The following is a 25,364-nucleotide window of genomic DNA, read 5'->3' as shown; positions in this document are numbered from 1 at the left end:
GAATAGAGGGCGCGTGAACAATTGGTGAACGATTGGTGAACGATTGGTGAACGACTGTGAGATGCTCGATTCTACGATTACCTAATGCTGTGAAATCTCTGCTTAAGGCTCGAAAACAAGTTTGCAACAAGAAGCAATTATGTAAATTACGCTACCACTTATTGGGTCAAATTAGCGCCTCGCTTATCCTGGCTTTTACGGATAAAGCTCAGTGTAGTTTTATACCTAAAGAGGAGCTACCGCTAAAAGATCAAACTCCAGAACTTCAGACAGATGCATCGGAACTCCAGACTTCTGAAGCTGCCCTAAAGTTTCCTAGGACGCGATCGAATCTCAATTCTGTGTCGTATCAAGCGAAAGATCTTGCGCCGCTCCCGTCATTGACAGCACCCGCTGCCTCAGGGTTAGACCCAACCCAGGCGATCGCAGTGCTGCCTGCCCCCGCTGAAAAAGCGAGTATGACTCGTACCTTTTCAGATCAATCTTTTCCTTCTCCTCCTTTACCCTCTAGCCGTTGTTGGCGATCGACTGCGCAATGTTCTTATACGTCTAGTAAAGCTCCACTCCTGCCGATTCCTCCTACTGAAGGACAAGTCGATCCGGAGATTGGCGATTTGCGCCTCAGTCCGATTCCGAAGTCTGAGTTAGGAGAATTGAATATTCAGCCGATCGCGGTTGATCCCCCAGCGGGGACAAGTGATCCCGAACTAGGCACATTGCGATTGCAAGAGCGCACCGCCCCACAACCGTCGATCGCGATACCCAGTCGTCCGCGCCAAACTTCTGCTTTTCTCTTAGCAAGAGCGGACTACTTCAAAACCTCGAATGTCTTTTCAGAGCGTGATCCCGTCGATGATGGGCTAATTCGGACAGGGTTAACCTTCTTTTATGCGCCTCCGATCGGGCGGAAAACGTTTTTGATTACCTCGATCGATGCCAATCTCGTCCGCTATGCACAACTTGGGCGATATCGCGAGCGGTTCTCCGATGGGACGTTCACGGGCAATTTTCGATCGTTGAATTATGACGAATTGCGGTTTCGTGTGGGCGTTTTTCATCGAATTACGCCTCGCGTGTCCGGGGAAATTGGGTGGAGTCATCAGAAATTAGTTGAATCTAGCCGAGGGTTACAGCAGATCTTTAGTGGGAAAGAGTTTTTTAACGATCATTCACTTCGCTTAGAATTAAGCCGTCAAGATCAACTGTCTCCGCGATTGTCGCTGAATACGTTTTATCAATTTCGCTGGAGCATTGCAGACCCGGATCAGCGCAGTCGGATCCTTAATTCATTCATTACCACTTTGGGATATCGCCTCAACCCTCGGCTGCAAACGGCAATTGATTACCAATTTACTTGGTCGCATTTTACCCAGATAGATCGCGATGATTTGTATCATCAACTCGTCGCGCGAGTGACCTACAATGCTACGCCTCGAACTCAAGTGAATCTATTTAGTGGCTTTAGTTTTGGGAATTCCACAGAGCGAGGCATCAATTTCAACGGCTTTATTTTTGGGGCTGGCTTGGTGTTCAACTTACCCCTGTTCTAAATATGAGCACCAATCGCTCCAACTGCCGGGGTAGAGTTTTGCGCGATCGATGCCGCTTGCTGCTAAGGCCAACAAATTCACACAAGCGGTGACACCAGAACCGCAATATACGATCGGGTCATCTTTGATGCCTGACCAATGTTTTTTCAGGGCTTCAGGCGTTTTGAGAAATCCACGATCGTCGGTGACCAATTGCCAGGGATAATTCACGGCACCGGGAATATGACCTGCGATCGGATCGATTGGCTCACGTTCTCCCCGATATCGTTCTGCCTCTCTCGAATCGATTAAAGTTGAGGCTCCGGCTTTGACGGCTGCAATATCGGCAATCCAATCGGACTGAATCTCAGGTGTAAAATTTCCGGCTCGCTCAGTCGGCACGATCGAGGTCACGGGATAGCCCAAATTTTGCCAATTCGCAAAGCCACCGTCGAGCACTCTGACATTTTCGTGTCCGAAGTAGCGCAGGAGCCACCAAAATCGCGCCGCAAATCCAAATCGCGAGTCATCGTAAGCAACCACTAAGGTTGAAGGCGTGATCCCCAGTTGCGAGAGCTTGTGGGCAAACTGTTCGGGATCAGGTAGAGGATGCCGTCCACCGTGTTTTTGTACGGGGCTAGAGAGATCTTGATTGAGGTCGAAATAATATGCGCCAGGGATATGTCCCTCTCTGTATTGCTGCCGTCCGAGTTCGGGTTGCATCAGCGCAAATCGACAATCTGCGATCGCCACATTGGGATCGTTTAGATGATCCGCTAACCATGCCGCTGTGATTGCAACTTCTACCATGACATTCTCCTGATCGGTCTTTTCAAATCCTACCTTCAGGAAGACGGCGATCGCCCATGATTACAGGAAAATCGGATTAACTCAAAAAATCGAAAATTAGAGACTTCTTATGAACTTCTTACGCTTAGTCTTCGCTATTGTCCTGCCTCCTGTCGCTGTTTTCATGACTTCTGGAATTAGTTCAGCATTGGTTGTCAACATTCTGCTGACTCTACTCGGATGGGTTCCCGGAATTATTCACGCAATTTGGTATCTACAAAAGACCGAAGAACGACGTGGCGCTTACTAAATGAAAGCTCACAGGCTGACAAGAAAACCGCTTGATCTTACGATCGAGCGGTTTTAACTAATGCGAAAAAATTAAAGATTAGCTGTTTGGAGTCTTGACCGTTTTTGCCATGTCCAAGAATGCACCCATGTTTGCGCCAGGACGGCGACGAGGAGTGGTGATGGTTGGCGCTGTGGTTGAGAAACTAGCAGTCGGCTGGGGCAAATTCAAGGTATTTGCTGAAACCGGCGGCTTCGATCCATTGGCTGAACCATTCAGATCAGCCGTTGCAGGCTTACTGACCTTTTCCGTTTTTGCAGGTTCTGGTTTCGCAACTTCTGCCTCAGTCGCGGCTAACTTCTGAGTTTCTTGCTTTGTCTCTTTCGGAGCTTCGGTTGCTGACAAAGGCTCAGCTTCCATGTAATAGCCACCCGATGACTTACCGCCGAGTCCAATCAAAGAAAGAATTCCGCTAAAGAGCTTTTTAATTAAGTTAATGACACCGCCCATTGAACAATACTCCTGGGTTAGTTGCTGAATCGTGGTTGCTGATCCGTTGAGATCAACAGATGAAAAGTAGTCCTATCTACGATTATCAGTCTGCGGTGGAACTCGACGCAAGCCTCTATCAAGATTTTCTATGCTTAGTATGTTCGATCCCTATTGGAGAACAATCCGAGCAGCGGTCCTAAAATTGCTCCAAACACAAATCCGCCTGCATGTGCCCAGTAGGCAACTCCGCCCCGCTCCATACCGATATTCGCAGGAACATTTAAACTGGCAACGCCGTAGAAGGCTTGTTGAATAAACCAAATGCCTAGATATGCCCAAGCGGGAACGCGAAATGGAAAGAAGAAGAACGGCGGAATAATCGTAGTGACGGCTGCGCCCGGAAAGCGCAGAATGTATGCCCCCATCACGCCCGCGATCGCGCCACTGGCTCCCAAGGATGGAATATTAGAGTCCATTGAGAAAAACCATTGAGTTGCGGCTGCCAACATGCCACAGCCGATATAAAAAATCAAAAATCGCAGATGTCCCAGTTTTTCTTCGACGTTGTTGCCAAAAATCCAGAGGAACAACATGTTGCCAAAGATATGGGCAAACCCACCATGCAGAAATTGCGACGTGATTAGAGTAATCCACTCTGGGAAAGGTTGATAGCGAAGAGAGGCTCCTGCGAGGTCTGCACTAAGTTCACGAGGAACAACTGCCCAAGTGTAGAAAAAATTGTCTAGTTCCGCAGGTGTAAGCGTTAATTGATAGAAAAAGACTAAAACGTTGACCGCAATAATTCCGTATGTGACATAGGGTGTAATGCGAATTGGATTATCGTCGCCGACCGGAAACACAGCTTATCCCCAATTAAATAATTTTAGTCAAAAGAGTAACTGATTTTTTCGATCGCTGTCTGTTGCTCTCTAGACAGATCTATGATGGCAGTCTGTCTTTGGAAGGAGAAGCGGAATGGAAGTGATCCCAGCAATCGATTTGCTCGGTGGTAAATGTGTGCGTCTGTATCAAGGCGACTATAACCAGTCGCAAGTGTTTAATGATGATCCGGTTGCGGTCGCCCGTCAGTGGGCAGCAGAGGGTGCAACTCGATTACATTTAGTCGATCTTGATGGCGCAAAAGTTGGACATCCTGTGAATCTGGATGTGATTCGATCGATCGTGGAAGCTGTGGAGATTCCGGTTGAAGTTGGGGGCGGTTTGCGCGATCGCGATGCCGTCGCCGCATTACTTTCGACAGGGGTAAGATGGGCGATTTTAGGAACGGTTGCAGTGGAACAGCCCGATTTGGTTGCGCAATTGTGTGGAGAATTCCCTGGTCAAATCATTGTGGGAATCGATGCGCGCAATGGTAAAGTTGCCACAAAAGGCTGGCTCGAAACTTCAGAAGTTTTGGCGACAGAGTTAGCGGAGCGGATGGCGCAACTGGGAGCCGCAGCGATTATTTATACTGATATTCATCGGGATGGAACCATGCAGGGACCAAACCTGGAAGCATTGCGGGATTTAGCAGCGATCGCGGCAATTCCGGTGATTGCTTCGGGGGGAGTTAGTTCGTTGACGGATTTACTCAGCCTATTGGCATTAGAACCGCAAGGAGTGACAGGTGCGATCGTTGGAAAAGCGATTTACACCGGAGATGTTTCTCTGAAAGAAGCGGTTCGAGCAGTGGGACAAGGACGCTGGCAGGATGTTCCCCCGGATTTTGGATCGTCGGCATTGGCATAGAGGACAGTTATGGGACATCACAAGAAAAAATTGGCGAAGAAGATTGCGAAGAAAGTAGTTCACAAGCTGAAGAAAAAACTTCCGAAGAAGTTGGCGAAGCAACTTGCTAAAGAATCTGCAAAGCGTCAAATTGAAGCACTGTTGCAACGTTAGATTTGTGCGAGTTTAGAACTAGCTATCCAAACTTTTGACGGGCGTGTGCGATCGCTGAAATTCGGCAAGACTCTTCGGAGATCGTTGTCCCCTTTGCGTCTTGAAGGACGTTCAAGGGGGCGCGTCAGGTCGGGTTGGATGGGTACAGATTGATCCTCATACAAAATTTGGAGTTCCCGATGAAGAAGCAAGTTTTCCGGCAACGCTGGCGCTGGTACTTTCCAAGATTCGTCACAGTTTGTTGTGCAATCTTGCTTTTGATTCGCCCGATCGCATTTGCAATTTCTGCCAGTGCGACGACTCCAAGCCCGACTCCGACAGTTGAGAAGCCTACAGAGTCTAAACCTGATGAGAAGCCTACAGAGTCTAAACCTGCCGAGCCAAAGCCTGATGAGAAGCCCGCAGAGCCTAAACCTGCCGAGCCGACCAAAACCCCGGAACAGCTAGAGCGGGAGAAGACATTGATCGAAGCCGATCGACTTTACCGATCCGGTGACAAAGCTCAAGCAGTCAAGCTTTATCAAGCAGTCAAACCTCCTTTTCAGGGTGTCATCGAAGCGAGCACTCAAGAAGTGATCACTGATCCTGCTCAGTTATCGACTGCGGGACAAGTGTACTGGCGCGAATCTGAAGCGGGACTGGCTCAGAATTTAGAAAGTCGAATTTTTGTCCCCTTGGAACTTTTAGTCAAAGAAGTTCCGCAATTCGTTCCGGGACAGCTGCGATATGCGGAGGCGCTAGAGAAGTTTGGCAAAACCGAACAAGCGTTGGCGGTACTCGAAAAAGCGGCAACTCGCTATCCCAATCAGCCAGAGTTGATCAAAGCAAAAGTCGCAGCATTGGCAAAAAATGAGAGATGGATTGATGCGTCGATCGCGGCTCGACAATTTGCCTTACTCAACCCCAATCATTCCGAAGCCTCAGCACTGACAGCACTAGCAGATGACTATCAGAAACGCTATCAAAAGCAACTTCGTAGCAGACTTCGAGGCAATCTCGTTGGCGGAATTCTCACTGGGGCATTAGGGTACGCCCTCACTGGAAGCTTATTTGGTCCACTGACTTCGGTTCAGAATACTGCGCTACTGTTGCGAGGCGAATCTGCGGTTGGCGATCGTGTTGTTCGGCAAGCAAAACGTCAGCTTGATTTGGTTGAAGATAAAGAAGTCAATGACTATGTAGCAGGCATCGGACAGAAGCTTGCGGATGCTGCTGGCAGGAAAGAATTTAAGTACGAATTTTATGTGGTCTTAGATGACAAGCTCAATGCATTTGCGCTGCCGGGTGGGAAGGTGTTTGTGAATGCAGGCGCGATTGAGAAAGCAAATTCCGAAGCTGAACTCGCTGGACTATTGGGACACGAACTCTCCCATGCGATTCTGTCTCATAGTTTTCAACTGATTACAGAAGGTTCCCTCACTGCCAATATTACGCAGTTCATTCCTTACGTGGGTGGCTTGATTACAGACCTGACAACACTGAGCTATAGCCGCGATATGGAACGTCAAGCCGATGTGCTAGGAACTCGACTTTTAGCTTCGACAGACTATGCAGCAGACGGTTTGTACAATCTGATGGTGACGCTGCGTAAACAAGAAGAAGAGAAGAAGCGAGATCTTCCGCCTGCTTGGTTAGCTTCGCATCCTTTACCTAACGATCGAGTGAACTATCTGCAAGAGCTAATCACTCAGACGGGTTACAATCGCTATGCTTTTGAGGGAGTGGAGCAGCATTCAGCCATTCAGTCGAAAGTGAAGCAACTCCTGAAAGAACATAAAGAGCGGGAAGAGAAGAAGGAGAATCGACGCGATCGCAATTAACGCAGCTTATTAAATATTAAATAAAGGGGCGATCTCAAACCTGATCGCCCCTTTATTCATTTTCAAACCCTACTTCGCCAAACACTAAGCTCTACGTTGCCACCGAGCTTATTGGTGAGATGCATCACAAGCAAAGTGAGCAGGACACCCGATAGCACGATCGTCCCATTCTCAGCTTCTACGGTGGCAAGTAAAGGGGCTAGGACAGTGATTTTCCCTATCAAAGGTTGGACTCAAAACCATCAATTAAGCAGTCTCTTTGAGATAGACATGGCTCACAGCTTGCTCTAAGGCTGCGGTACGATCGCTGAAAAAATGGTCAGCATGAATGACATCGAACAGCCCCAACTTTTGCAAGCGACGCTGAACTTTCTCACTTGCCCCAACCAGGTAAATCGCTAAGCCTTTATCACTCGCATCCCGAATGACATTCTCGATCGCTAACGAAGCCGTTACGCCCATTGTTGGAACATCAGTCAGATCCACAACTAAGGCATCTGCCTCTTTCATAGCATTGTGTTCCCGCGCGATCGCTTTCGACAAGCCAAAAATCATGGGACCACTAAGGCTGAACAATAGAACACGTCCTTGTCCTTTATCGAGCAGTTGTTTTTGCTCCGCTGAGAGACGCGCATCATCATCCATATCTGAAATCAGTTTGACTTCTGACGATTGCATTTCACTCAGTCGCTCAATCGTCAGAATGTTAGCAATGAAGACCCCTACGCCGACTGCCACGATCAGATCCACAAACACCGTTAACAGCAGTACCCCGTACATAATCAGGGAACCTTTGAGCGAGACTTTATGTGATCGCTTCAAGAAGCTCCAGTCAAGAATGTCAATCCCCACTTTCAAGGCAATCCCCGCGAGAACTGCCATCGGGATGGGTTCTGTGAGTCTGGCAGCCCCTAGTACCACGACTAGAAGTACGATCGCACGCGTCAATCCAGAAACAGCAGTTCTCGCACCAGTTTGGATGTTGACCACGGTTCCCATCGTAGCTCCAGCACCCGGCAACCCTCCACACAATCCAGAGACAATGTTGCCAATTCCTTGACCGATGAGTTCTTTATCTGATTTATGTTCTGTGCGAGTCAGACTATCTGCAACAACCGCTGTCAAGAGTGTATCAATACAGCCCAGCATCCCAAGCATTACCCCATCCACAAACATGGTGGTCAGTTGACTTGCAGTAAAGGTAGGGAGTTGCAGCGGCGGCAATCCAACTGGAATCGAACCAATCCGACGAATATCAGCGCCTTGGAACACGGTTAACGAAATGATTGTTCCAATGATTAACGCAACCAACTGAGGCGGAACGAGTCGCTTCAGCTTTTTCGGCATCAAGAAGATAATTGCCAAAGTGACTGCACCGAGAATTGCTTCTGGTGTTTTGACATTGGCAATCAAACCTGGAATTGCCATCACTGTTCCAAGCACGCCACCTTTCGGAGCTGCCTGCCCTAGGAAGGGTGCGATTTGTAAAATGATCAGAATGACTCCAATTCCAGACATGAAGCCGGAAATGACGCTATAAGGCATCAGCGTGACATATTTTCCCAGTTTGAAAATACCGAACACGATTTGAAACAGTCCAGCCAGCATGACGACCGTAAATGCCATCGCTAAGCCGTTTTCTGGATTGCTTGCGGTCAATCCAGCGACGATCGCGGTCATGACAACGGTCATCGGACCAGTTGGCTCAGAGATCAGTGTTGGAGTGCCACCAAACAGTGCAGCGAAGAATCCAACGCAGATTGCGCCATACAGTCCACCAATGGGACCGACTCCAGAGGCGACCCCGAAAGCGAGTGCGAGGGGCAATGAAACGATAGCTGCGGTGACGCCTCCGAAGATATCTCCTCGGAGATTATTAAATCGAATTAGATTGGTAATTGTCATAACCCAAGTGAATGAACGGTAAGTGAATCTCAATTTGAGACAATGCAACCCTGTCACCCTCTATCTGTACAAACAAAAGGTGTAGAAAATGGCTAGAAAATTCGCTATGTAGATAGCGTAAAACTAGGCTCTCCGACGAGTTCCTCTATAGAGTTCAAATTTTGGTAATAATTGAATTATTCCGATGATTTCACTGTACGGCACTCTAGGTGACGTTGCTCAAGTGAATCCGTCAGAAACAGGACTTTTTTCCATAGAAGCTTTCTATCTTTTCCATAAGGGTTGACCGAAAAAGCATAGAGTGCGGGATGTAATGCAGCGAAATCACCTTGATCGCACTCTATCAAGCTCAGTTGAATTGATGGATGGATATTGCGTTTCTTGGTTTGGAGAGCAGGTTTGTCCCCGCTCTCCAGTTTCAGGGTAATGTCAGCGTGATGATCGATTTCACGGTGTCATGGGTGACATTAGTTATTGACTGCATTCGCGACCTTTTTCATCGCAGCGTTTCTTATGCGACTTTCTGCGCTCTTACGAACACGATCGCTCTTTCGAGTTCCGCCTGCCATTTCATATTCGCGGCTGTCGTTGCCATAGCGAGCAGAAACGCCATTGAGCATTTCATCGCTGAGATCTCCGAGTTCTCTTTCAGACTCGTCAATTTCATTTTTTGCGGCATCTAGTAGTTCGATGAGGTTGTTGTAGTGGTTGAGTTTGGCTTGTAGTTTCTCGATTTTGGTGGTGAAGGTGGTCATGTTGCGATCACGTCCGAAGTCCATTGCGGGGTCGATCGCTTTGAGTTTCATGGCTCTGAGCTGTGCTTTTTCGAGAGTGCGTGAGGTTCTTTGTGAGCGTGCCATCGGTAGATACTCCCTGAGTGTTAGTGTGTTCTCATTCACAGTTTGGCTTGAGCGATCGCGCTGTGAGATGGGTGATTCGCACAGAGAAGTGTGTTGCTTTCAAGAAGAATTTTTTGGAGCACTTAAGGATTTTTGAAGCGTTTGTAAGCAAAGCTGACAAGATTACGGAGTTGGTTGCACGATTCGTTGTGACTGTCACGAAATTCGTGGGTAAGGTTGAAAGATTACTGACGAATGACGCGATTGTCGTTGTGACTGTCACACGATTTGTGGGGAATAAAGCGATCGACACAAAGACGGATGGAATTGTCATTGTGAATGAGTTGAGCGAGGTTGAGACAGATTGAGAGGGTGCGATTGAGCTTGTAAAAGATTCTGTAATTTTGCGGGAAGTGGCACAATCGAACGGAAGAATTAGCTACAACAAGAATGTATTCTTCCGTAGGTGGCTTATGTTGGAGATGACTGGGGCAGCGATCGCAAAAATTGCATTCGATGAGTTTGTAAAGTCGAGTGCGGGAGAAGTTGCAAAGAAAGCGGTCGGAGGTGCGATCGAACAATTGCGATCGACGATTAAGAACCGATTTAAGGGGAATCAGAAGGCGGAAACGGCGATCGAGAAGATTGAAAAAGAGCAGTCACCTGAAGCGCTGAATAAGTTATCGGTGTATTTGGATGATGAAATGGATGATTCGCAGTTTGCTAAGACGTTACAGCAGTTGGCGCATCAGGTAATCAATATTGGTAAGCAAGAGCAGAATAGTGCGACGTTTAACATTGATGCGCGGGATAATGCGCGGGTGAATGCGATTAACGAACTGAATGCAACGACGGTTAACTTTGGTGATCAGCGTCCATGACGGATGAGCAGTTCAAAATCAATGCTCAAGACAATGCGCGGGTGAACGCGATCGGTAAAATCAATGCCGAGCGGGTTGATTTTGGCGATCGCATCAATTTCCAGCAGCGGGTTTCGGTGGTTGGGCTTGATCCAATTCCACCGGAACACAAAGCGCATGAATGGATTGATCGAACAGAGCCACAACGAGAACTTTTAGCGCGACTTCAGACCCAAAAGCTGATTGAATTAGTCGCAGTAGGTGGGTTTGGTAAATCACTTTTGGCGAACTGGCTCTTTCATCAAGTCAGAGGGGAGTTTGAGCGATCGCTGTGGCTGAATTTCCGCAAAGTTCCGACGTTCAACGAGTTTGTGCGATGGGTGTTGCAAGAGATTGGGTTTCTCATTGATGATCCGCGTGTGACGGATGAGGATTTGAGTGTTGAACTGGTCTATCGCTTGACTGAGAAGCGCTGTTTGTTGGTGCTGGATCAGCTTGAAGCGGTGCAGAACGGGAACGATCGAGCTTCGTTTGAGCAGTTTTTGCAGACTTGGTATCAGCGAGGGAGATCGAGCATTGTGATCGTGACGACGAGATCGACATTTGGAATTAATTCAGAGGAGAGCTTTGCGCTGGTCGGATTGACTGATGCGGAAGGGTCTAAATTTCTGGCAAAGCAGGGAATTAGCGCGATCGCGGATCAGGGATTGGAGCGATTGACGCAGTTGGCGAATGGGCATCCGTTGTTGTTGGGGTTGGCGGCGAGTTGGGTGCGGCAAGAGGCGGAGGGGAGTCTGCGCGAAAGGGATTTGGACTTCTTTGAGCGGTTGTTTTGTCACTATCAAGGTGATTCGGAAGCGAAGGTCGAGGAGATCTTTACAGTCTTGTTTGCGGAGTTGCCGGAGCGGTTGCGATCGCTGTTACTCGGTGTGGTTGTGTATCGAGATGCGTTTGGGTTAGAGATGGCTCAGGCGATGCTAGAGGATGCGACGATTGAGGATTTGCAGACGTTGAGCGATCGGGCATTTCTACGGCAGGAGTCGGAGCGATGGACGTTGCACCCGTTGATGCAGGGATTGGTTGAGCGGGAACTGAAGAAGAGTGAGCAACAACGAGAATCGCATGAAAGAGCGATCGCGTATTTTGCGGCGAACATTCAGCCGTGGACGGGCTTACTTTCTGACTGTGTCGAAGAACTCGAAATCTTTCATCATCGCTGCGAATTGGGAGAGTACGCCCTTGCAGATCAAATGATGGATACCTGCGTTGATAGTTTAGACCGACGGGGATACTATCGCGATTTGCTTCCTATCTATCAGCAACTGACTCATGCTTGGACGGATGCTAATCCTGAAGATGCAGAAGAGCAGCGAAACTTAGGCTGGGCATGGATACGATTAGGAAACTTGTATCGATCATTGGGACAGTATCAGGCTACGATCGTAGCTTACACAAAAGCTCAACTCCAATTCGACAAGCTTGATTTCGCTCAAGGCAAAGCCGCTTCCCTCATGGGTTTGGGCAATGCCTACGATTCGTTAGGACAGTACGACCGTGCGATCAACTTTCATCAACAGTCTTTAGAGATTCAGCGTGAGATTGGTAATCGAGGGGGTGAAGCCAATTCCCTCATGGGTTTGGGCAATGCCTACTATTCGTTAGGACAGTACGACCGTGCGATCAACTTTTATCAACAGTCTTTAGAGATTCAGCGTGAGATTGGTAATCGAGGGGGTGAAGCCGCTTCCCTCGGTAATTTGGGCAGTGCCTACCAATCGTTAGGACAGTACGACCGTGCGATCAACTTTCATCAACAGTCTTTAGAGATTAAGCGTGAGATTGGTGATCGAGGGGGTGAAGCCAATTCCCTCATGGGTTTGGGCAATGCCTACCATTCGTTAGGACAGTACGACCGTGCGATCAACTTTTATCAACAGTCTTTAGAGATTCAGCGTGAGATTGGTGATCGACGGGGTGAAGCCAATTCTTATTTTAACTTGGGGCTTGCTCTAGCAAAGCTCAGGCGGAAGAAAGAATCGCTCGAGGCATACCAAAACGCTCGCCGTTTGTATCAAGAAATGGGGCTTGATCAGGACGTTGAGGACTGCGATAAAGCACTCCGACCTCCTCGCCGCAAAATCAATTGGATTCTCTGGTTCTGCGTTGGAATCGCGATCGTTCTTCTCATCGCATGGCTCCGCAAATAAGCAACGTGGAATCAGCGATCGCAGTGTTATCTTAAAGTCAGCAAATCATAGAACCCTTGCCATGACCCTGGAAGAACTCGAACAACAGGTTCACCAGCTATCCGTTGCAGAGCGCTTGTCTCTGCTCAATACCATTACACGATCGCTCCAAACCGACCTCACCCAAACTCAAAACAGCACCCAACCCAACAAGCGTGAATTAGTTGAACAACTCCGAGGCTGCCTAAAACGACCTGGAGAACCCGCGCCCACTGATGCAGAAATTGATGCGATGCGAGAACAACGCCTAGTGGAGAAATACTTGACGTGAGCATAGCGATCGCTACCAGCTTACGATCGTCAACTCCTTCACCTTTGCAAACTCTCGATCTCCAGTCACCAAACTTGCCATGTTTTGAAGTGTCATTGCAGCGATCAATGCGTCCGGTAACTTCAATCGATACTGTTGGCGAATTTCAATCGTTTTTTGAATCAACAACGTATCGCTTGCCATCAGGCTCACCACCTCCACACGTTGTAGAAACTGCCGAAACAGCTTACGATCGCTCCGACTCAATCCAACAAACGCAAGAAATTCAATCTGACTAATAATTGAAATCCCTACCCAATCCGCACTTTGCAAAAGTTGAACTAGTTGACCCTCACCCTTAAGCAATGCTGAAATTGCATTCGTATCTAGCAGATAACGATTACCACTCATCCCTTAACGCTCTCTGTGCAGACACCGCATCCCCTTGCCACTCTAACTGTCCTGCCAGATCCGAAAAATCATAAGAGGCTTGCTGCTCAGTTCCAGACGAACTCGGATTCACAATCACCACAATATCCACCTGCCCAGAGGATAGCTCCGTCGGGATATCCAGATGCAAGTGTCCAGACTCATCGATCGTTGTAGTGAACTTAAGAACTTCCATCGCAAGAGCTGTCCAGTGAATGTTGCTTCATTTTAGAATCAAAACCTGCTCACGTCACTTTCGACAAATCAATGTAGCGTCCTTGCTCATTGCATCGCTCTAGTCAAAATAGCGCGATCGACTTTCTGCCCCGACTATAATGACAGACACAACCATCCTGGCTTACCCACCCATGGTCACCCACGTCACCCTACCCGAAGCCACCGCCAACATTACCCAACTCCTCGATCGGGTGATCCAAGGCGAAGAAATCATCATTTCCCAAGATGGACAAGCGGTCGCCCATATCTCTCCTGCAAACCGCGATCGTAAACTTTATCCCCCAGAAAATTCACCTCGTGTTCCCGGACAATACGCAGGCAGACTGACCATCCCAGACGACTTTAACGCCCCCTTACCAGACGATATCTTAAACAGCTTCCTCAATCCCGCCGACCCTCAGTAGACCATGCGTGCTTTACTCGATACCCATGCTCTACTCTGGTGGGTTACCAACAACTCTCAACTCTCTGCACCCGTTCAAGACATCATTTCCAATCCTGAAAACACGCTTTATCTCAGCGTTGCCAGCAGTTGGGAAATTATCATTAATCCAACATTGGCAAGCTTCCCCTTCCAGAACCTCCGACCCAATTTATTCAATCTTGCCTAACGGCTAACCGTTTTGAGAGCCTGATCATCAATCTCGCCCACATTCTGCAAGTGGATAGCCTTCCCGATCATCACAAAGATCCATTCGAGCTAATTCTAATTGCCCAAGCTCAGGTCGAAAACATCCCGATTCTGACGATTGATCATCTCATCGCTCAGTACCCCGTACAAACCATTTGGTGAAGCATCGCGATCACCGTGATTCTCTATTCTTTCACCTAAAATCATCGATTTTGTTCTATTCACTGCATCAACACATCGATCCCTCACATGCCAGCAAGATTGATTCTCAAGCGTGCAACGTCTGTGTACGATAGAGTGTCAGACCCATTACAAGACGCAGCAGGTGTAAGTATGACCGCAGTGACAAACCCAATCTCGACCAAACCCGCTTTTACAGAAGGGATTCAATACTTCAGCGACGAGTTACCAGGGTTTGAGACATATGGCAAAACATCAGCGATCGCTGACGGCAAAACCGCGATTACTGACCCAACCGACCCGGCTGCGGGCTATCAAACACTGCTCGCTGCAGACGCACTGCGCTATTTGATTCTGCAAATGACTGCCAGTAAAGCCTCTGGACACCCCGGCGGATTTGCCAGCCAAGCCGAAGCCTATGCAGCCTTTGTAATGTTAGGGCATAAAAACATCATCACCGAAGTCGGACATCACGCGCCCGGATTTTATAGCGCCATGTTCCTCGATCGCTCTCTTGAAGATATGGGCATCGAAACCGTACAGCAATTGCGCGATCGCTTCCGGGAAAAGCATGGACTCTTAGGTCACTTGTCCGGCTTCATTCCGGGGATTTTGGCTCCGGCAGGGCCTTTAGGTCAAGGGCAGCACTTTGCAATGGCAGCATCCCTTCTGCATCGCGATAAATTGTTCCCCTTTACTGTCGGGGATGGTGGATTAGGTGAGCCATACATCATGAGTTCGATGGCACACTTCAACACCGCATTCCCAGGGGTGACGAACTTCTTGCCGATCTTGGTTTGGAATGGCTACTCGCAAGAGCATCACAGCATGGTGTCGCTCAAAACCAACGAGCAAATGATCGACTTCTGGAAAGGGAATGGATTCGAGAATGTTGTCCTAGTCGATGCGAAAGATTTTGACGATCGCAATCAACCCAGCGAATACGTCGATAGCACCATTTTCTCTTTGGAGAATCGGATTAAGTTTACAAACGCAGTCTTAACCGCCGCAGATCAAGCCGCGAAATCGGCATTAGGCGGTCAGTTAACCGTCTTCATCATCAAACAGCTCAAAGGTGCAGGGGTTCACGCAAAAGGCTCGAAGTCTCACAACCTCTATGCTCAACACACGTTAGAAAATGAAGACATTATCGCCGCATTGAAAGCGCGGGCATTGACTCCTGAAGCTTGGGCATTAGTGCGATCGAACTGTGAACGGGCGGGTGGTGGTTCTGCTAGCAAAACGGTTGTGACTGAATTCGAGCGGGCTTTACCCGATTTAGGACAGTTGCCGCTCGAAGAATATGCTGTCGGCGGAGATGCGAAAGTTTCGACGACTGCAATGGGTCGATTGGTGGGACATGTTGGACAAAGCGATCGCGCCTTCTTAGTGACCAACGCAGACGGAAACGAAGCATCTGGGATTGCCAACATTAACCAGGCATTGAAGATCATTCACCCGACTGAAGATTCGCTCTATAACCAAGCCCCCAATGGTCAAGTCTATGAGCCTTTGAGCGAAGATGCCTGTGCAGGATTGGCAGCAGGACTGGCATTAATGGGATGTCGATCGCTGTGGTGTTCTTATGAATCCTTCGCGATTAACGGGCTACCTATCTGGCAAACCGTAACGCAAGCGATGGCAGAATTGCGTCGTCCCACCCCTTCGACCATTACATTGTTTACCGCTGGAGCCTTAGAGCAAGGACGAAATGGCTGGACTCACCAACGTCCTGAAGTTGAAGCGTACTTTGCCGCAATGCTCAGAAATGGCAACGTGTTCGCACTATTCCCACCCGATGCGAATAGCATTCAAGCTTGTTATGACTGGGCACTGACCACGAAGAACAAAGGCGTTGTGATCACAGCGAGTAAATCCCCGTTGCCGATTCGGACAACCTTAGAACAGACGCGACAAGCGATCGAGCAAGGTGGCATCATTCTGCATGAAAGCACTGGATCGAAAACGATCGTATTTGGTGTCATTGGCGATATGACTTTAGTGCCTGTGTTTGAAGCAGCATCGAGTCTAGAAGCTCAAGGATATGGGGTAAGAATTGTCTCGATCGTCAATCCTCGCCGCTTATATCGTGCATCCGATGTGGCTTGGGACACCTGCTCTGAGCCGGATGGTGGATTTATTGATGATGCAACGTTTGACACACTGTTTGGTGGCGATGCCTTAATCGGTGTCACCGGTGGCGCAAGCGGAATGCTAGAGCCAATCATGCTTCGGAGTACCGCAAAACGCGATACCTTTGCTTGGAGACGCGGTGAGACGACTGCAACTGCAGGCGAACTGATGGCATTTAACAGCATTACCGCAGCAGGTATGGTGAACCGAGCGATCGAGCTTGCTCGCTAAGACGAACAGGACTCAAAGTTCTCGAAGAACTTTGAGTCCTCAACCCTCACGCACGACAAAGCAATGATTATCCATCTCACTGCCGAACAGATTGATACAGTCGATCTCAGTCAAGTGATCGACCGCATCGAATCTCTCAAACCCAACCTCCGCGAACATGAGCAATCGATTCAATTTAAAATTGATTACCCTTTAGACCCTAGCGATCCGCGTGAATATTCAGAGATTCCAGAGATCCGATTGTGGTTTATCCGACTCGATGCGACCTATCCTTGGATGCCATTCTTACTGAACTGGTCGGAAAAAGAACTGGGGCGCTATGCTGCCATGCTCGTTCCACATCAAATCCAGAAGGATGGGATTGAATACAACCCGGAAGCCTTAGAAATCTTTGTCATGCAGAAAACGTTTGTGATGCTGAATTGGCTCACAGAACAGAAAATTGAAGCTCGATCGCGGGTCAAGTCGATGACGAAGACGTTAGGGTATGAGTTAGATGATGCCTTTTTCTTGATGCTAGAAGGACGCTAAGATAACTTTGCGTTCTAAAGGTGAGTGCATGAGGAATTGGGGAGGACGGATTGCAGAAGTTTGGCAGCGTGGATCTCGCTCGCTTCAGGGACGCGATGGCACATCTGCCATTCTTCAAACCTTGCTTGCTCGATTTCTGATCATTTTTCTCAATGTCGCAACCGGAACCATCACCGCAAGGCTGTTGGGTCCAAGTGGTCGGGGAGAACAAGCTGCAATGGCGATTTGGCCCCAATTTTTTGCATATTCTTTGTCGTTCGGCTTACCGAGCGCCCTACTTTACACGCTCAAAAAATATCCGACTGAGCGATCGAAAAGTTTCTCAGCCGCTATTCTCATTGGCGTGATCCTGAGTACTATCGGTGCTGTGATTGGAATTTTTACGATTCCAATCCTTCTGAGAAAATACTCAGTTGATACAATTCATTTTGCACAAGCGCTGATGTTAGCCGTTCCGATCGCAATGTTCACAGAAATTCTGCGATCGTCTATGGAGGCAAGTGACGAATTCGCGATCGCGAATCAAATGCGCTATGTTTTCCCACTCGGTACTTTAGTCATGCTAGTCGGACTGGCGCTCTTGGGAAAACTGACTCCATTTACGGCAGTGATTTCTTACTGGCTACCTGGAATCCCGATTTTGGTTTGGATGATCGCTTGTACTCGGCGGTTTTTTACAATTCGATTTGAGCGGGTTCGACGATCGACCAAACGACTGCTCAGTTATGGCTTGCGAGCTTATGGGATTGACCTCGTTTCTACTTTAGCGGGACAACTCCAGCAGGTCTTAGCTGTCAGTTTGTTAGTTCCGGCAGCAATGGGGCTATTTGCGATCGCGTTTAGTCTCTGTCAATTGCTGTATGTCGTTCAAAGCTCATTTGTCACCGTGCTATTTCCCAAAGCGGCGGCACGTCCTACAGAAGAAGTTTTACAGATGACAGGTCGAGCGGCTCGAATTGGCGGATTTTTAGCAATTGTAATGGCAGCTTTCATGATGATCTGTGCACCGCTCGTTCTGAACTTACTCTATGGAAAAGAATACTTAGCAGCAATTCCGGTCTTTCGAGTGTTAGCGCTTGAAACGGTTGTGAGCGGGACTTCGGTGATTCTAGCGCAAGCGTTTATGGCACTTGATCGTCCGGGGATTGTAACTGTGATTCAAAGCTTAGGGCTAGGCTTGGGCATCCCGTTAATTTTATGGTTGACTCCGAGCTACGGATTACTAGGTCTAGGTCTAGCTTTACTCTGCTCAGCGCTCATTCGATTAGCTTCAACATTAATCTGCTACCCAGCCGTGCTAAAAACTGCTCCACCTAGCCTATGGTTTGTCCCGCAAGACATTGAGTTTATACGGGACAAACTCTATCGGCGTTAGAGATGCAGGAACTGTTTGGCTGACAAAACCGCCTGAACATTAGCTTGACTGCGTTTCTGTCCCGCACCGGATTGAAAACCCGGTGCTAGCCGTGCAAACTCCCTCAAGGGACTACAGAACCTAGCCAATGGCTCAGAAAGACAGCCTCTTTAGAGACTTTGCCAGGACGAGCACGGGATTTCAACCTCGTGCGGGACAAGTAAAACTTGCAAGTTTTACTTTAACAAGGTCTCTTTGATAAACATGATGGTGGAATAGAACTGAAAATCAATATTTCTCTTCTTTGAGAATCCATGACCTTCATCGGTTGCCATCAGATACCAAACCGGAACATTGTTCTTTCTCACAGTTTTTACGATCTGTTCTGCTTCATTTAATGGAACTCTTGGATCGTTTTTACCATGAATAACAAAGAGAGGTTTCTTGATTCTTTCCGCATTATTTAATGGAGAAATCTTGAGCAGAAATTCTCTCATTTTTGGATCGCGTTCATCTCCATATTCAACTCGGCGTAAATCCCGACGATAGCCTTCCGTCCGCTCTAAGAAACTGACAAAATTCGAGATTCCGACAATATTAATTGCAGCACGAATACGATCGCTATAATTCGTCGCCACCGCCAATGACATATATCCGCCATAACTGCCGCCTGTGACTAAAACTCGATCCTTGTCTAACCCCGGTTGAGTCGCAATCCAGTCTAGCAATGCGCCAATATCTTTCACAGAATCTTCGCGTAGATAGCCATTATCTAGCTTCAAAAATGTTTTGCCATATCCAGTTGATCCCCGCACATTTGGGAAAATTACGGCAACACCTAATTCATTTAAGTAATAGTTGATGCGTCCTAAAAAGCTAGGTCTGGATTGCCCTTCTGGACCTCCATGAATATTGATAATGACAGGACGTTTGCCTGTGAATTTTGCAGGCGGACGATAGAGAAACCCAGAAATTGTACGATCGTCAAAACTCTTCCAGCGAACCAATTCTGCTTCTGAGAAATTCGCAGTATTTAATCCACCTGTTTCACTCTCTGTCCAGCGATCGATTTTGTTCGTCACTGTATTCAGCGAATATACATCTGCTGTTGAGCGCGAAGAAACTAAAGTAAATCCTAGATCTTGATTATTGCGATGCCAGATAATTCCGCTCACTTGTCCGATCGGCAACTTTGGCAAGGCTTTCTCTTGATTTGTCGCCGTATCTAGCAAATGCAGCACGCTAATGCCATCTTCATTGGTCACAAACGCAAGCTGTTTGCCATCGTGAGGCAAATCAAAATCTTCAACATCCCAAGGAATTTGAGTGCTGAGGTAGGTATGCTTGAAGGTTGCTAAATCGATATAGGTCAGGCGTTGAAATTCCGATTCTCGATCGGTAATCACATACAATCCTTTGCCATCTTTACTAAACACACCGCCTTGATAAGAAACCTTATCTTTTTCACCTTTTGGCGTGAGTAGCTTTTTCTCACCCGAAGTCGTATCAAATAACCAAAGATAGCTTTCATTGATCGAGACGTATTCGATGACTAAAAGCTGTTTATCATCGGGTGACCAATTTAATCCACCCCAACCGCCGCCTTCAACTTCAGCCAGTAAGCGATCGCTCTTTGGATCGGCTGGATTAATACTATAAAAATCAGTATCCTTGCCAGTTCGCCGCGTCGAAGTATAAATCATGCGATCGCCTTGATTCGACCAAACCCCGCCGCTATTCTTCGACTTGCCATCTGTGAGTAACGTAATATCGCCTGTTGCAAAATCATAGCGATAGTTCTGGCTAAACTCATTGCCGCCTGTATCTTTACTAAACACAAAGTAATCCCCTTTCGTCGGCTGATAACTTGCCCGAAACACAGGTTCAGTAAAGAAAGTCATCTGCTGCCGACTTCCCAGTGGAAAAGCAACGCGGTGGATTTGAGGCGCGTCTCCGAATCGCGTCACAATCAAGGCTTCGCGACGTTCAGGATGCCAACTCACAAATCCTGCGGAACGGAACTGAGTATAGCGATCGACGGTTTGTGCCAACGATTCAGGGATAGGGGGAATGCCTTCGGCGACGAGGTTATCGCCCGGCATAATGTTGGTTGTCTGCGCTACTGTCATAGATCCAGAGATGAGAAGAACCGCGAGAACTGCGGCAAAAAAACGTGTAAGAAATCGCATTTCCTCATGATACGAGAGATCTTCGATCGTGATTCGCTCTTTTGCAACCTGCAACTATCTAAGGTGTTGCATTTTCGGTATCACTCTATTGCGAATCGAATCGCTTTGAAATTCCTGATCGCGTAGTTTCGGATCAATCCTTAACGGGCTTTCTTGCTGAGCTGTAAATCGCCGTTCTAAAAGTCGAATTTCGCGCTCTAGTTGGTTGTGCCCAAGATTGAAGAACTCTTGTGAGGTTGAGGGAGTCAGATCGCGGCTGAGGCGTTGGCGATCGCGCACGGATAGCGTTGGAATGGATTGATTGGGAATCGATTGAGCTTGAGCAGCGGAACCGATTAGCAGCAAGGGAAGGATCAGGAACGCAGATTTAAGCATAATGACCTCTTTGAATGCAATTCGCATCCTAAGCTTCAATTATAGGAAGGACTCAGCAAAGGCGGAGGCTCTGCTCGAATCAGTATTTTTTCTTTTTGAATGGGATGAATCAAACCGACGGTATAAGCATGAAGTAAATAACCACAATCTCCAGGCACTGAGTTTTGATTCACCGCAACTCCCCCAACCCCATAAAGCGGATCACCCCAAAGTGGATATCCTGCTGCCGCTAAGTGAATCCGAATCTGATGCGGTCTTCCGGTGGGAATTGTAACTTCTAGCAACGTGGCATTCGGAATGCGATCGCGCTCTAGCACCTGGCAATGGCTGATGGCTGCTTTCCCTGTTTCTGTCGCGACATACAACTCCCCGAGCTGTGGATAAGCAACCTTGCCAATTCGGTGAGTGACAGTGAACTGATCTGCATCAGGAATTCCAGTAACGAGCGCCCGATATCGTTTTTCAAACGTACGATCGCGCAAATCCTTCGATAACTGCGATCGTGCTAGCTCTGTTTTTGCTAAAACAATCACTCCCGAAGTTCCTCTGCCTAATCGGTGAATTGGAACTGGAGGAGTCGCATACTCGCGGCGTAGCCATCCCCATAATGTATTTTCCAGAAAGCCTGCGCCTGGTAAGACAGGCAATCCAGACGGTTTGGATAAAACAAGCAAGTGCTCATCCTCGTACAGCGATTGAATCTCGAATGAAACATCTGGCTCGATCCAAGGCGAGCGCTGATACGACAGCAGTTGACCAGGCTGCAATGGCATTTCGGGATCGCTGACTGGAATATCATTGATCGAAATTGCGCCAGACTGAATGCGATCGAGCCAATCTTGTCGAGAAGAATGCGGATAACGCTCAGCATAATAATCTAGTAACGTCCTTCCTTGCCGATCGATTCGATCTGTGTACACCCAACCCTGATTGAAATGACTCAAAAAAAGATTCTCCAAATTCAACTCGATTTTGACGGATTACCAGACGGATCAACCTTGCTGCCTGCTGCTTATCTCGATGTGGGTGAAGGCACTCCCATTGTCATGCTACATGGGTTTATGGGTAGCGCAGCCAATTGGTTGCCGCTGATTGAGTTGCTCAAACCAAATTTTCGCTGTATTGGCATTGATTTGTTCGGCTTCGGAGCTTCTGCCCGTCCTATCATTCGCTATGACATCGCCAAAGAAGTCACATTCTTACGCCAAGTCGTTCAAGCATTAGAACTAAACTCTTTTTATTTACTCGGACATTCTTTTGGCGGATGGGTTTCGGCTGCCTATACGTTGCAATATCCTGAATCGGTGAAAGGTCTAATTCTCGCGGCTCCCGCTGGAATTCGCGATGATAGTTTCTGTGGACGATATGATCATCTGCGTCCTCTCCTCTGGCAAACTCCTGTGATTGATTGGGCATTAGCCTTGATTAAACCGATCGCAGTTCAGATTGGACAAGAAAAAACAATTGCTCAAATTGCTTGGATGCGGCAAGAATTAAATGCCCAACCTGCCGCCCGATCCTTTTTAGTCGATCGCTTAAGACCCGAAGATGCGATCGATACGGTGGAAAAAGAAATTCACCAAATCACCACACCGACTTTAGTGATCACAGGCGATCAAGATGAAACGATTCCACTTTGGCATAGCGAAACGTATGCTCGTGAAATTCCAAACGCCAAGCTCTCTATCCTGAAGGATGCCGATCACAGTCTGCCACAAAATCATTTTCCCGAACTTGCCTCACTCATTTCTCAGTGGCGCTCACTCTACCCTTAACGTTCACTCATCTCTGATCGTGGGCAGACTGAATCTATCAATTTCAGTTGGATTTGTGCTGCTTTTATTAAGCAAAACTTAGCGATCAACTTCTATAGATTAAGCGTGGATAAAATTATCCATTTGCAGTTAAGCTTTATCGCCTTCAACGTGAACTTCTTAATGAGCGTCAATTTCCAAAGGTAAGCAGGCATGGCAAAGTCGATCGACCTGGAGACATCTCGCACTCCAAGCACAGCAGTAGAGCCAAATCGTCCTGCAATGCTCAGAGAAGCCGACTGGCTCTTGCAGACTGTGGTCGAAAATCTCAATGATGGCGTTGTGATCACAGATTTGCAGGATGAAGTGCTGTATGTCAACTCGCGTTTGGCGAAATTAGTCGGCTGTTCTGTTGCCGAAATGGTGGGGCGACCCGCCCATCAATTTTTTCATGAAATCGAAGGATGGTTAGAATTTCAAGGCTCCGCCGATCAATCTCAGCCGTTTTATGGCTGGAAGGAAGGACAGCTTCGCCGCAAAGATGGCAGAAAGTTCTGGGCGGAAGTCAACTCCACGTTACTCTGTAACGCCGTGGGAGAAGCCAGCGGAACGTTAATCACGGTCAAAGATATCACAGAACGCAAATGGCTTGAGGAATATCTCCGACTGCTTGAATCGGTCGTGGTCAACGCAAATGAGATCGTCATGATCTCGCAGACGGAAGAAGCGATCGACGATCCCCTGGGTTTGAGAATTGTTTATGTCAATGATGCCTTTTCCCGAGCAACAGGCTACTCTTCTGGTGAAGCGATTGGGAAGTCTGCTTTGCTTTTGCTAGGTGAAAAGACTTCGATCAGCGAAGTTGATCGCATTCGAGATACGCTCAATGCTCATGAACCCGTTCGAGCCGAAGTGATTCTCTATCGCAAAGACGAGTCTCATTTTTGGGTCGATGTCAACATGGTTCCGATTCGCAACGAGCAGGGGCAAGTGACTCATTTTGTTTCGGTCATGCGGGAAGTAACAGAACGCAAGATTGTGGAAGAACAACTGCGTCGGAATGCGTTTCACGACTCTCTGACTGGTCTGCCGAATCGGCTTCTCTTCATGGAACGGTTGAGTCAGACTGTTGAGCGTGCCCATGAAGATCCGAACTATCGATTTGCGCTCTTGTTCTTAGACCTCGATCGCTTCAAAGTGATCAACGATAGTTTGGGGCACATGATTGGGGATCAACTGTTAATTGCGATCGCCCGACGACTTGAATCTTGTCTGAATAAGCATGACACGGTTGCCCGACTGGGTGGAGATGAATTCACGATTTTGCTGGAAAACATTAAGAGTGATGCGGACGCAACGAAAGTTGCAGAGCGAGTTCAGAAAGCTCTCTCTACCCCATTTAATCTCAGCGGTCATGAAGTGTTTACTTCAGCCAGTATTGGCATTACGCTCTCTTCAACTGATTTTGATCGCCCAGAAGATTTGCTCCGCGGTGCAGATATCGCCATGTATCGTGCTAAAGCGCAAGGAAAAGCTTGTCATGAAGTCTTCGATCACGATATGCATACGCATGTTGTGGCGTTGATGCAGCTTGAAAATGATTTGCGTCGAGCGGTTGAACGCCAAGATTTTGAATTGTACTATCAGCCGATTGTTGCTTTAGCGACGGGGCGGATTATGGGATTTGAGGCGTTAGTGCGCTGGCAACATCCAGAGCAAGGCATTATCTCACCTGCAAAATTCGTGCCGATCGCAGAAGAAACTGGCTTAATTATTCCATTAGGGCAATGGGTACTGCGTGAAGCCTGTCGGCAATTAAAGCAGTGGCAAGATGAATTTTCATCAGAACCGCCCTTGACAGTGAGCGTCAATCTTTCGAGTCGGCAGTTTTCGCAGCCAAGTTTGATTAATCAAATTCGCCAGATTCTGGTAGAAACTGGGATTGATGCTCACTGCCTAAAGCTCGAAATTACTGAGAGCGCGATCATGGAGAATACTGAATCTGCGATGGATATGTTGCTACAGCTTAAAGCGATGGGCATTCAGCTTTCGGTAGATGATTTTGGCACAGGATATTCTTCGTTGGGCTATTTGTATCGATTTCCGATGGATGTACTGAAAATCGATCGCTCTTTTGTGAGCCGGGTCGATGTCGATGGTGAAAAGCTAGAACTCGTTCGCACCATTATTACACTGGCTTGGAATTTGGGGATGGATGTAGTCGCAGAAGGGGTAGAAACGACGAAGCAGTTAGCGCAGTTGAAAGCGCTGAAATGTGAGTATGGGCAAGGGTTTTTATTCTCGAAGCCATTGCCTCGACTTGAGGCTGCCAAGTTAATTCCTCAGCCCCATCCGTTCTTACATTTGATTCAGACTTGATCTGGATTTCGCCTTTAGCG

26 protein-coding genes are annotated in these 25,364 nt (G+C 47.8%); 16 read left to right on the top strand and 10 right to left on the bottom strand.

All coding sequences use genetic code 11. The features are described 5' to 3' along the window. Positions 1-56 precede the first annotated feature (56 nt). A complete protein-coding gene (locus tag J0L70_RS03555; RefSeq protein ID WP_287453139.1) occupies positions 57-1,550 on the top strand; it encodes a hypothetical protein in 1,494 nt (497 codons plus the stop codon). Here the strand turns inward: J0L70_RS03555 and J0L70_RS03550 are convergent. After that, a complete protein-coding gene (locus tag J0L70_RS03550) occupies positions 1,536-2,339 on the bottom strand; it encodes a sulfurtransferase (RefSeq protein ID WP_287453138.1) in 804 nt (267 codons plus the stop codon). The genes J0L70_RS03555 and J0L70_RS03550 overlap by 15 nt on opposite strands. A gap of 109 nt (positions 2,340-2,448) precedes the next feature. Here J0L70_RS03550 and J0L70_RS03545 point away from each other — a divergent pair, with 109 nt between their 5' ends. Then, positions 2,449-2,628 (top strand): YqaE/Pmp3 family membrane protein, encoded by a 180-nt coding sequence (locus tag J0L70_RS03545; protein ID WP_190648742.1) that lies wholly within the window; start codon positions 2,449-2,451, stop codon positions 2,626-2,628. Positions 2,629-2,706: 78 nt separating this feature from the next. Here J0L70_RS03545 and J0L70_RS03540 read toward each other — a convergent pair whose 3' ends face one another. Together J0L70_RS03540 and J0L70_RS03535 are read right to left on the bottom strand one after the other, a co-directional pair. Then, a complete protein-coding gene (locus J0L70_RS03540) occupies positions 2,707-3,117 on the bottom strand; it encodes a hypothetical protein (RefSeq protein ID WP_017287885.1) in 411 nt (136 codons plus the stop codon). Between the two features lie 134 nt (positions 3,118-3,251). After that, positions 3,252-3,959, bottom strand: a complete 708-nt coding sequence (locus tag J0L70_RS03535) for a rhomboid family intramembrane serine protease (protein WP_017287886.1) — start codon at positions 3,957-3,959, stop codon at positions 3,252-3,254. A gap of 115 nt (positions 3,960-4,074) precedes the next feature. On the opposite strand from J0L70_RS03535, the gene hisA reads away from it, so the two are divergent. The 3 genes from hisA to J0L70_RS03520 all read left to right on the top strand — a co-directional run bounded on the left by hisA (position 4,075) and on the right by J0L70_RS03520 (position 6,821). Further along, positions 4,075-4,848: a 1-(5-phosphoribosyl)-5-[(5-phosphoribosylamino)methylideneamino]imidazole-4-carboxamide isomerase gene (gene hisA / locus J0L70_RS03530; protein ID WP_268184464.1), complete on the top strand. Its 774-nt coding sequence runs from the start codon at positions 4,075-4,077 to the stop codon at positions 4,846-4,848. 9 nt (positions 4,849-4,857) lie between these two features. Then, entirely contained in the window at positions 4,858-5,001 is a 144-nt protein-coding gene (locus tag J0L70_RS03525; RefSeq protein ID WP_017287888.1) for a hypothetical protein, read from the top strand. Between the two features lie 179 nt (positions 5,002-5,180). Continuing rightward, complete coding sequence (locus J0L70_RS03520; protein ID WP_287453137.1) at positions 5,181-6,821, top strand: M48 family metalloprotease; 1,641 nt, start codon at positions 5,181-5,183, stop codon at positions 6,819-6,821. 246 nt (positions 6,822-7,067) lie between these two features. Here the strand turns inward: J0L70_RS03520 and bicA are convergent, their stop codons facing one another. Together bicA and J0L70_RS03510 are read right to left on the bottom strand one after the other, a co-directional pair. Next, positions 7,068-8,726, bottom strand: a complete 1,659-nt coding sequence (bicA, locus tag J0L70_RS03515) for a bicarbonate transporter BicA (protein ID WP_017287889.1) — start codon at positions 8,724-8,726, stop codon at positions 7,068-7,070. A gap of 467 nt (positions 8,727-9,193) precedes the next feature. Continuing rightward, positions 9,194-9,586, bottom strand: coding sequence for a hypothetical protein (locus J0L70_RS03510; protein ID WP_287453136.1), 393 nt, complete (start codon positions 9,584-9,586; stop codon positions 9,194-9,196). Between the two features lie 23 nt (positions 9,587-9,609). Here J0L70_RS03510 and J0L70_RS03505 point away from each other — a divergent pair, with 23 nt between their 5' ends. The 4 genes from J0L70_RS03505 (at position 9,610) to J0L70_RS03490 (ending at position 12,942) form a co-directional block, all read left to right on the top strand. Beyond that, positions 9,610-9,933 carry a hypothetical protein gene (locus tag J0L70_RS03505; RefSeq protein WP_287453135.1) on the top strand — a complete coding sequence of 108 codons (324 nt, stop codon included), beginning with the start codon at positions 9,610-9,612 and terminating at the stop codon, positions 9,931-9,933. A gap of 105 nt (positions 9,934-10,038) precedes the next feature. Then, positions 10,039-10,446 (top strand): hypothetical protein, encoded by a 408-nt coding sequence (locus tag J0L70_RS03500; protein ID WP_287453134.1) that lies wholly within the window; start codon positions 10,039-10,041, stop codon positions 10,444-10,446. After that, entirely contained in the window at positions 10,443-12,632 is a 2,190-nt protein-coding gene (locus tag J0L70_RS03495) for a tetratricopeptide repeat protein (protein WP_287453132.1), read from the top strand. Before J0L70_RS03500 ends, J0L70_RS03495 begins: the two co-directional genes overlap by 4 nt. Before the next feature lie 61 nt (positions 12,633-12,693). Next, positions 12,694-12,942: a hypothetical protein gene (locus tag J0L70_RS03490; protein ID WP_287453131.1), complete on the top strand. Its 249-nt coding sequence runs from the start codon at positions 12,694-12,696 to the stop codon at positions 12,940-12,942. A 12-nt stretch (positions 12,943-12,954) separates the two neighbouring features. Here J0L70_RS03490 and J0L70_RS03485 read toward each other — a convergent pair whose 3' ends face one another. Next, positions 12,955-13,332 carry a type II toxin-antitoxin system VapC family toxin gene (locus J0L70_RS03485; protein WP_287453130.1) on the bottom strand — a complete coding sequence of 126 codons (378 nt, stop codon included), beginning with the start codon at positions 13,330-13,332 and terminating at the stop codon, positions 12,955-12,957. Continuing rightward, positions 13,322-13,546: a hypothetical protein gene (locus tag J0L70_RS03480; RefSeq protein ID WP_287453129.1), complete on the bottom strand. Its 225-nt coding sequence runs from the start codon at positions 13,544-13,546 to the stop codon at positions 13,322-13,324. Before J0L70_RS03480 ends, J0L70_RS03485 begins: the two co-directional genes overlap by 11 nt. 139 nt (positions 13,547-13,685) lie before the next feature. On the opposite strand from J0L70_RS03480, the gene J0L70_RS03475 reads away from it, so the two are divergent. The 5 genes from J0L70_RS03475 to J0L70_RS03455 all read left to right on the top strand — a co-directional run bounded on the left by J0L70_RS03475 (position 13,686) and on the right by J0L70_RS03455 (position 18,668). Continuing rightward, positions 13,686-13,991 carry a type II toxin-antitoxin system Phd/YefM family antitoxin gene (locus J0L70_RS03475; RefSeq protein ID WP_287453128.1) on the top strand — a complete coding sequence of 102 codons (306 nt, stop codon included), beginning with the start codon at positions 13,686-13,688 and terminating at the stop codon, positions 13,989-13,991. Positions 13,992-13,994: 3 nt separating this feature from the next. Then, positions 13,995-14,198 carry a type II toxin-antitoxin system VapC family toxin gene (locus tag J0L70_RS03470; RefSeq protein ID WP_287453127.1) on the top strand — a complete coding sequence of 68 codons (204 nt, stop codon included), beginning with the start codon at positions 13,995-13,997 and terminating at the stop codon, positions 14,196-14,198. Positions 14,199-14,515: 317 nt separating this feature from the next. Continuing rightward, positions 14,516-16,762, top strand: a complete 2,247-nt coding sequence (locus J0L70_RS03465; RefSeq protein ID WP_353736605.1) for a phosphoketolase family protein — start codon at positions 14,516-14,518, stop codon at positions 16,760-16,762. Positions 16,763-16,825: 63 nt separating this feature from the next. Continuing rightward, entirely contained in the window at positions 16,826-17,293 is a 468-nt protein-coding gene (locus J0L70_RS03460; protein WP_287453126.1) for a CRR6 family NdhI maturation factor, read from the top strand. A gap of 28 nt (positions 17,294-17,321) precedes the next feature. Next, positions 17,322-18,668, top strand: a complete 1,347-nt coding sequence (locus tag J0L70_RS03455; RefSeq protein WP_190648215.1) for an oligosaccharide flippase family protein — start codon at positions 17,322-17,324, stop codon at positions 18,666-18,668. Positions 18,669-18,883: 215 nt separating this feature from the next. Here J0L70_RS03455 and J0L70_RS03450 read toward each other — a convergent pair whose 3' ends face one another. The 3 genes from J0L70_RS03450 to J0L70_RS03440 all read right to left on the bottom strand — a co-directional run bounded on the left by J0L70_RS03450 (position 18,884) and on the right by J0L70_RS03440 (position 22,155). Continuing rightward, positions 18,884-20,776: a S9 family peptidase gene (locus J0L70_RS03450; protein WP_287453125.1), complete on the bottom strand. Its 1,893-nt coding sequence runs from the start codon at positions 20,774-20,776 to the stop codon at positions 18,884-18,886. 114 nt (positions 20,777-20,890) lie between these two features. After that, positions 20,891-21,211, bottom strand: a complete 321-nt coding sequence (locus J0L70_RS03445; protein ID WP_287453124.1) for a hypothetical protein — start codon at positions 21,209-21,211, stop codon at positions 20,891-20,893. Between the two features lie 35 nt (positions 21,212-21,246). Continuing rightward, the gene (locus tag J0L70_RS03440; protein ID WP_287453123.1) at positions 21,247-22,155 is read right to left on the bottom strand and encodes an RluA family pseudouridine synthase; all 909 of its coding nucleotides are present in this window, start codon (positions 22,153-22,155) and stop codon (positions 21,247-21,249) included. On the opposite strand from J0L70_RS03440, the gene J0L70_RS03435 reads away from it, so the two are divergent. Then, positions 22,147-22,986 carry an alpha/beta fold hydrolase gene (locus J0L70_RS03435; protein ID WP_287453122.1) on the top strand — a complete coding sequence of 280 codons (840 nt, stop codon included), beginning with the start codon at positions 22,147-22,149 and terminating at the stop codon, positions 22,984-22,986. The genes J0L70_RS03440 and J0L70_RS03435 overlap by 9 nt on opposite strands. A 192-nt stretch (positions 22,987-23,178) precedes the next feature. Beyond that, positions 23,179-25,344, top strand: a complete 2,166-nt coding sequence (locus J0L70_RS03430; RefSeq protein ID WP_017287905.1) for a sensor domain-containing protein — start codon at positions 23,179-23,181, stop codon at positions 25,342-25,344. Positions 25,345-25,364 lie beyond the last annotated feature (20 nt).

The organism is Leptolyngbya sp. UWPOB_LEPTO1, assembly GCF_017302695.1.
Taxonomy (GTDB): Bacteria; Cyanobacteriota; Cyanobacteriia; order Leptolyngbyales; family Leptolyngbyaceae; genus Leptolyngbya; species Leptolyngbya boryana.
Note: the sequence above shows the minus strand (reverse complement) of the source record. Positions and strands in the feature narration are given on the sequence as shown.

What these genes read in the sequence shown, in the direction of transcription:
- J0L70_RS03480 (WP_287453129.1), bottom strand. Translation starts at nt 13,546, where the DNA reads ATGGAAGTTCTTAAGTTCACTACAACGATCGATGAGTCTGGACACTTG.
- J0L70_RS03475 (WP_287453128.1), top strand. Translation starts at nt 13,686, where the DNA reads ATGACAGACACAACCATCCTGGCTTACCCACCCATGGTCACCCACGTC.
- J0L70_RS03525 (WP_017287888.1), top strand. Translation starts at nt 4,858, where the DNA reads ATGGGACATCACAAGAAAAAATTGGCGAAGAAGATTGCGAAGAAAGTA.
- J0L70_RS03485 (WP_287453130.1), bottom strand. Translation starts at nt 13,332, where the DNA reads ATGAGTGGTAATCGTTATCTGCTAGATACGAATGCAATTTCAGCATTG.
- J0L70_RS03430 (WP_017287905.1), top strand. Translation starts at nt 23,179, where the DNA reads ATGGCAAAGTCGATCGACCTGGAGACATCTCGCACTCCAAGCACAGCA.
- J0L70_RS03460 (WP_287453126.1), top strand. Translation starts at nt 16,826, where the DNA reads ATGATTATCCATCTCACTGCCGAACAGATTGATACAGTCGATCTCAGT.
- bicA (WP_017287889.1), bottom strand. Translation starts at nt 8,726, where the DNA reads ATGACAATTACCAATCTAATTCGATTTAATAATCTCCGAGGAGATATC.
- hisA (WP_268184464.1), top strand. Translation starts at nt 4,075, where the DNA reads ATGGAAGTGATCCCAGCAATCGATTTGCTCGGTGGTAAATGTGTGCGT.
- J0L70_RS03545 (WP_190648742.1), top strand. Translation starts at nt 2,449, where the DNA reads ATGAACTTCTTACGCTTAGTCTTCGCTATTGTCCTGCCTCCTGTCGCT.
- J0L70_RS03470 (WP_287453127.1), top strand. Translation starts at nt 13,995, where the DNA reads ATGCGTGCTTTACTCGATACCCATGCTCTACTCTGGTGGGTTACCAAC.
- J0L70_RS03450 (WP_287453125.1), bottom strand. Translation starts at nt 20,776, where the DNA reads ATGACAGTAGCGCAGACAACCAACATTATGCCGGGCGATAACCTCGTC.
- J0L70_RS03495 (WP_287453132.1), top strand. Translation starts at nt 10,443, where the DNA reads ATGACGGATGAGCAGTTCAAAATCAATGCTCAAGACAATGCGCGGGTG.
- J0L70_RS03445 (WP_287453124.1), bottom strand. Translation starts at nt 21,211, where the DNA reads ATGCTTAAATCTGCGTTCCTGATCCTTCCCTTGCTGCTAATCGGTTCC.
- J0L70_RS03490 (WP_287453131.1), top strand. Translation starts at nt 12,694, where the DNA reads ATGACCCTGGAAGAACTCGAACAACAGGTTCACCAGCTATCCGTTGCA.
- J0L70_RS03520 (WP_287453137.1), top strand. Translation starts at nt 5,181, where the DNA reads ATGAAGAAGCAAGTTTTCCGGCAACGCTGGCGCTGGTACTTTCCAAGA.
- J0L70_RS03455 (WP_190648215.1), top strand. Translation starts at nt 17,322, where the DNA reads ATGAGGAATTGGGGAGGACGGATTGCAGAAGTTTGGCAGCGTGGATCT.
- J0L70_RS03435 (WP_287453122.1), top strand. Translation starts at nt 22,147, where the DNA reads ATGACTCAAAAAAAGATTCTCCAAATTCAACTCGATTTTGACGGATTA.
- J0L70_RS03500 (WP_287453134.1), top strand. Translation starts at nt 10,039, where the DNA reads ATGTTGGAGATGACTGGGGCAGCGATCGCAAAAATTGCATTCGATGAG.
- J0L70_RS03510 (WP_287453136.1), bottom strand. Translation starts at nt 9,586, where the DNA reads ATGGCACGCTCACAAAGAACCTCACGCACTCTCGAAAAAGCACAGCTC.
- J0L70_RS03540 (WP_017287885.1), bottom strand. Translation starts at nt 3,117, where the DNA reads ATGGGCGGTGTCATTAACTTAATTAAAAAGCTCTTTAGCGGAATTCTT.
- J0L70_RS03550 (WP_287453138.1), bottom strand. Translation starts at nt 2,339, where the DNA reads ATGGTAGAAGTTGCAATCACAGCGGCATGGTTAGCGGATCATCTAAAC.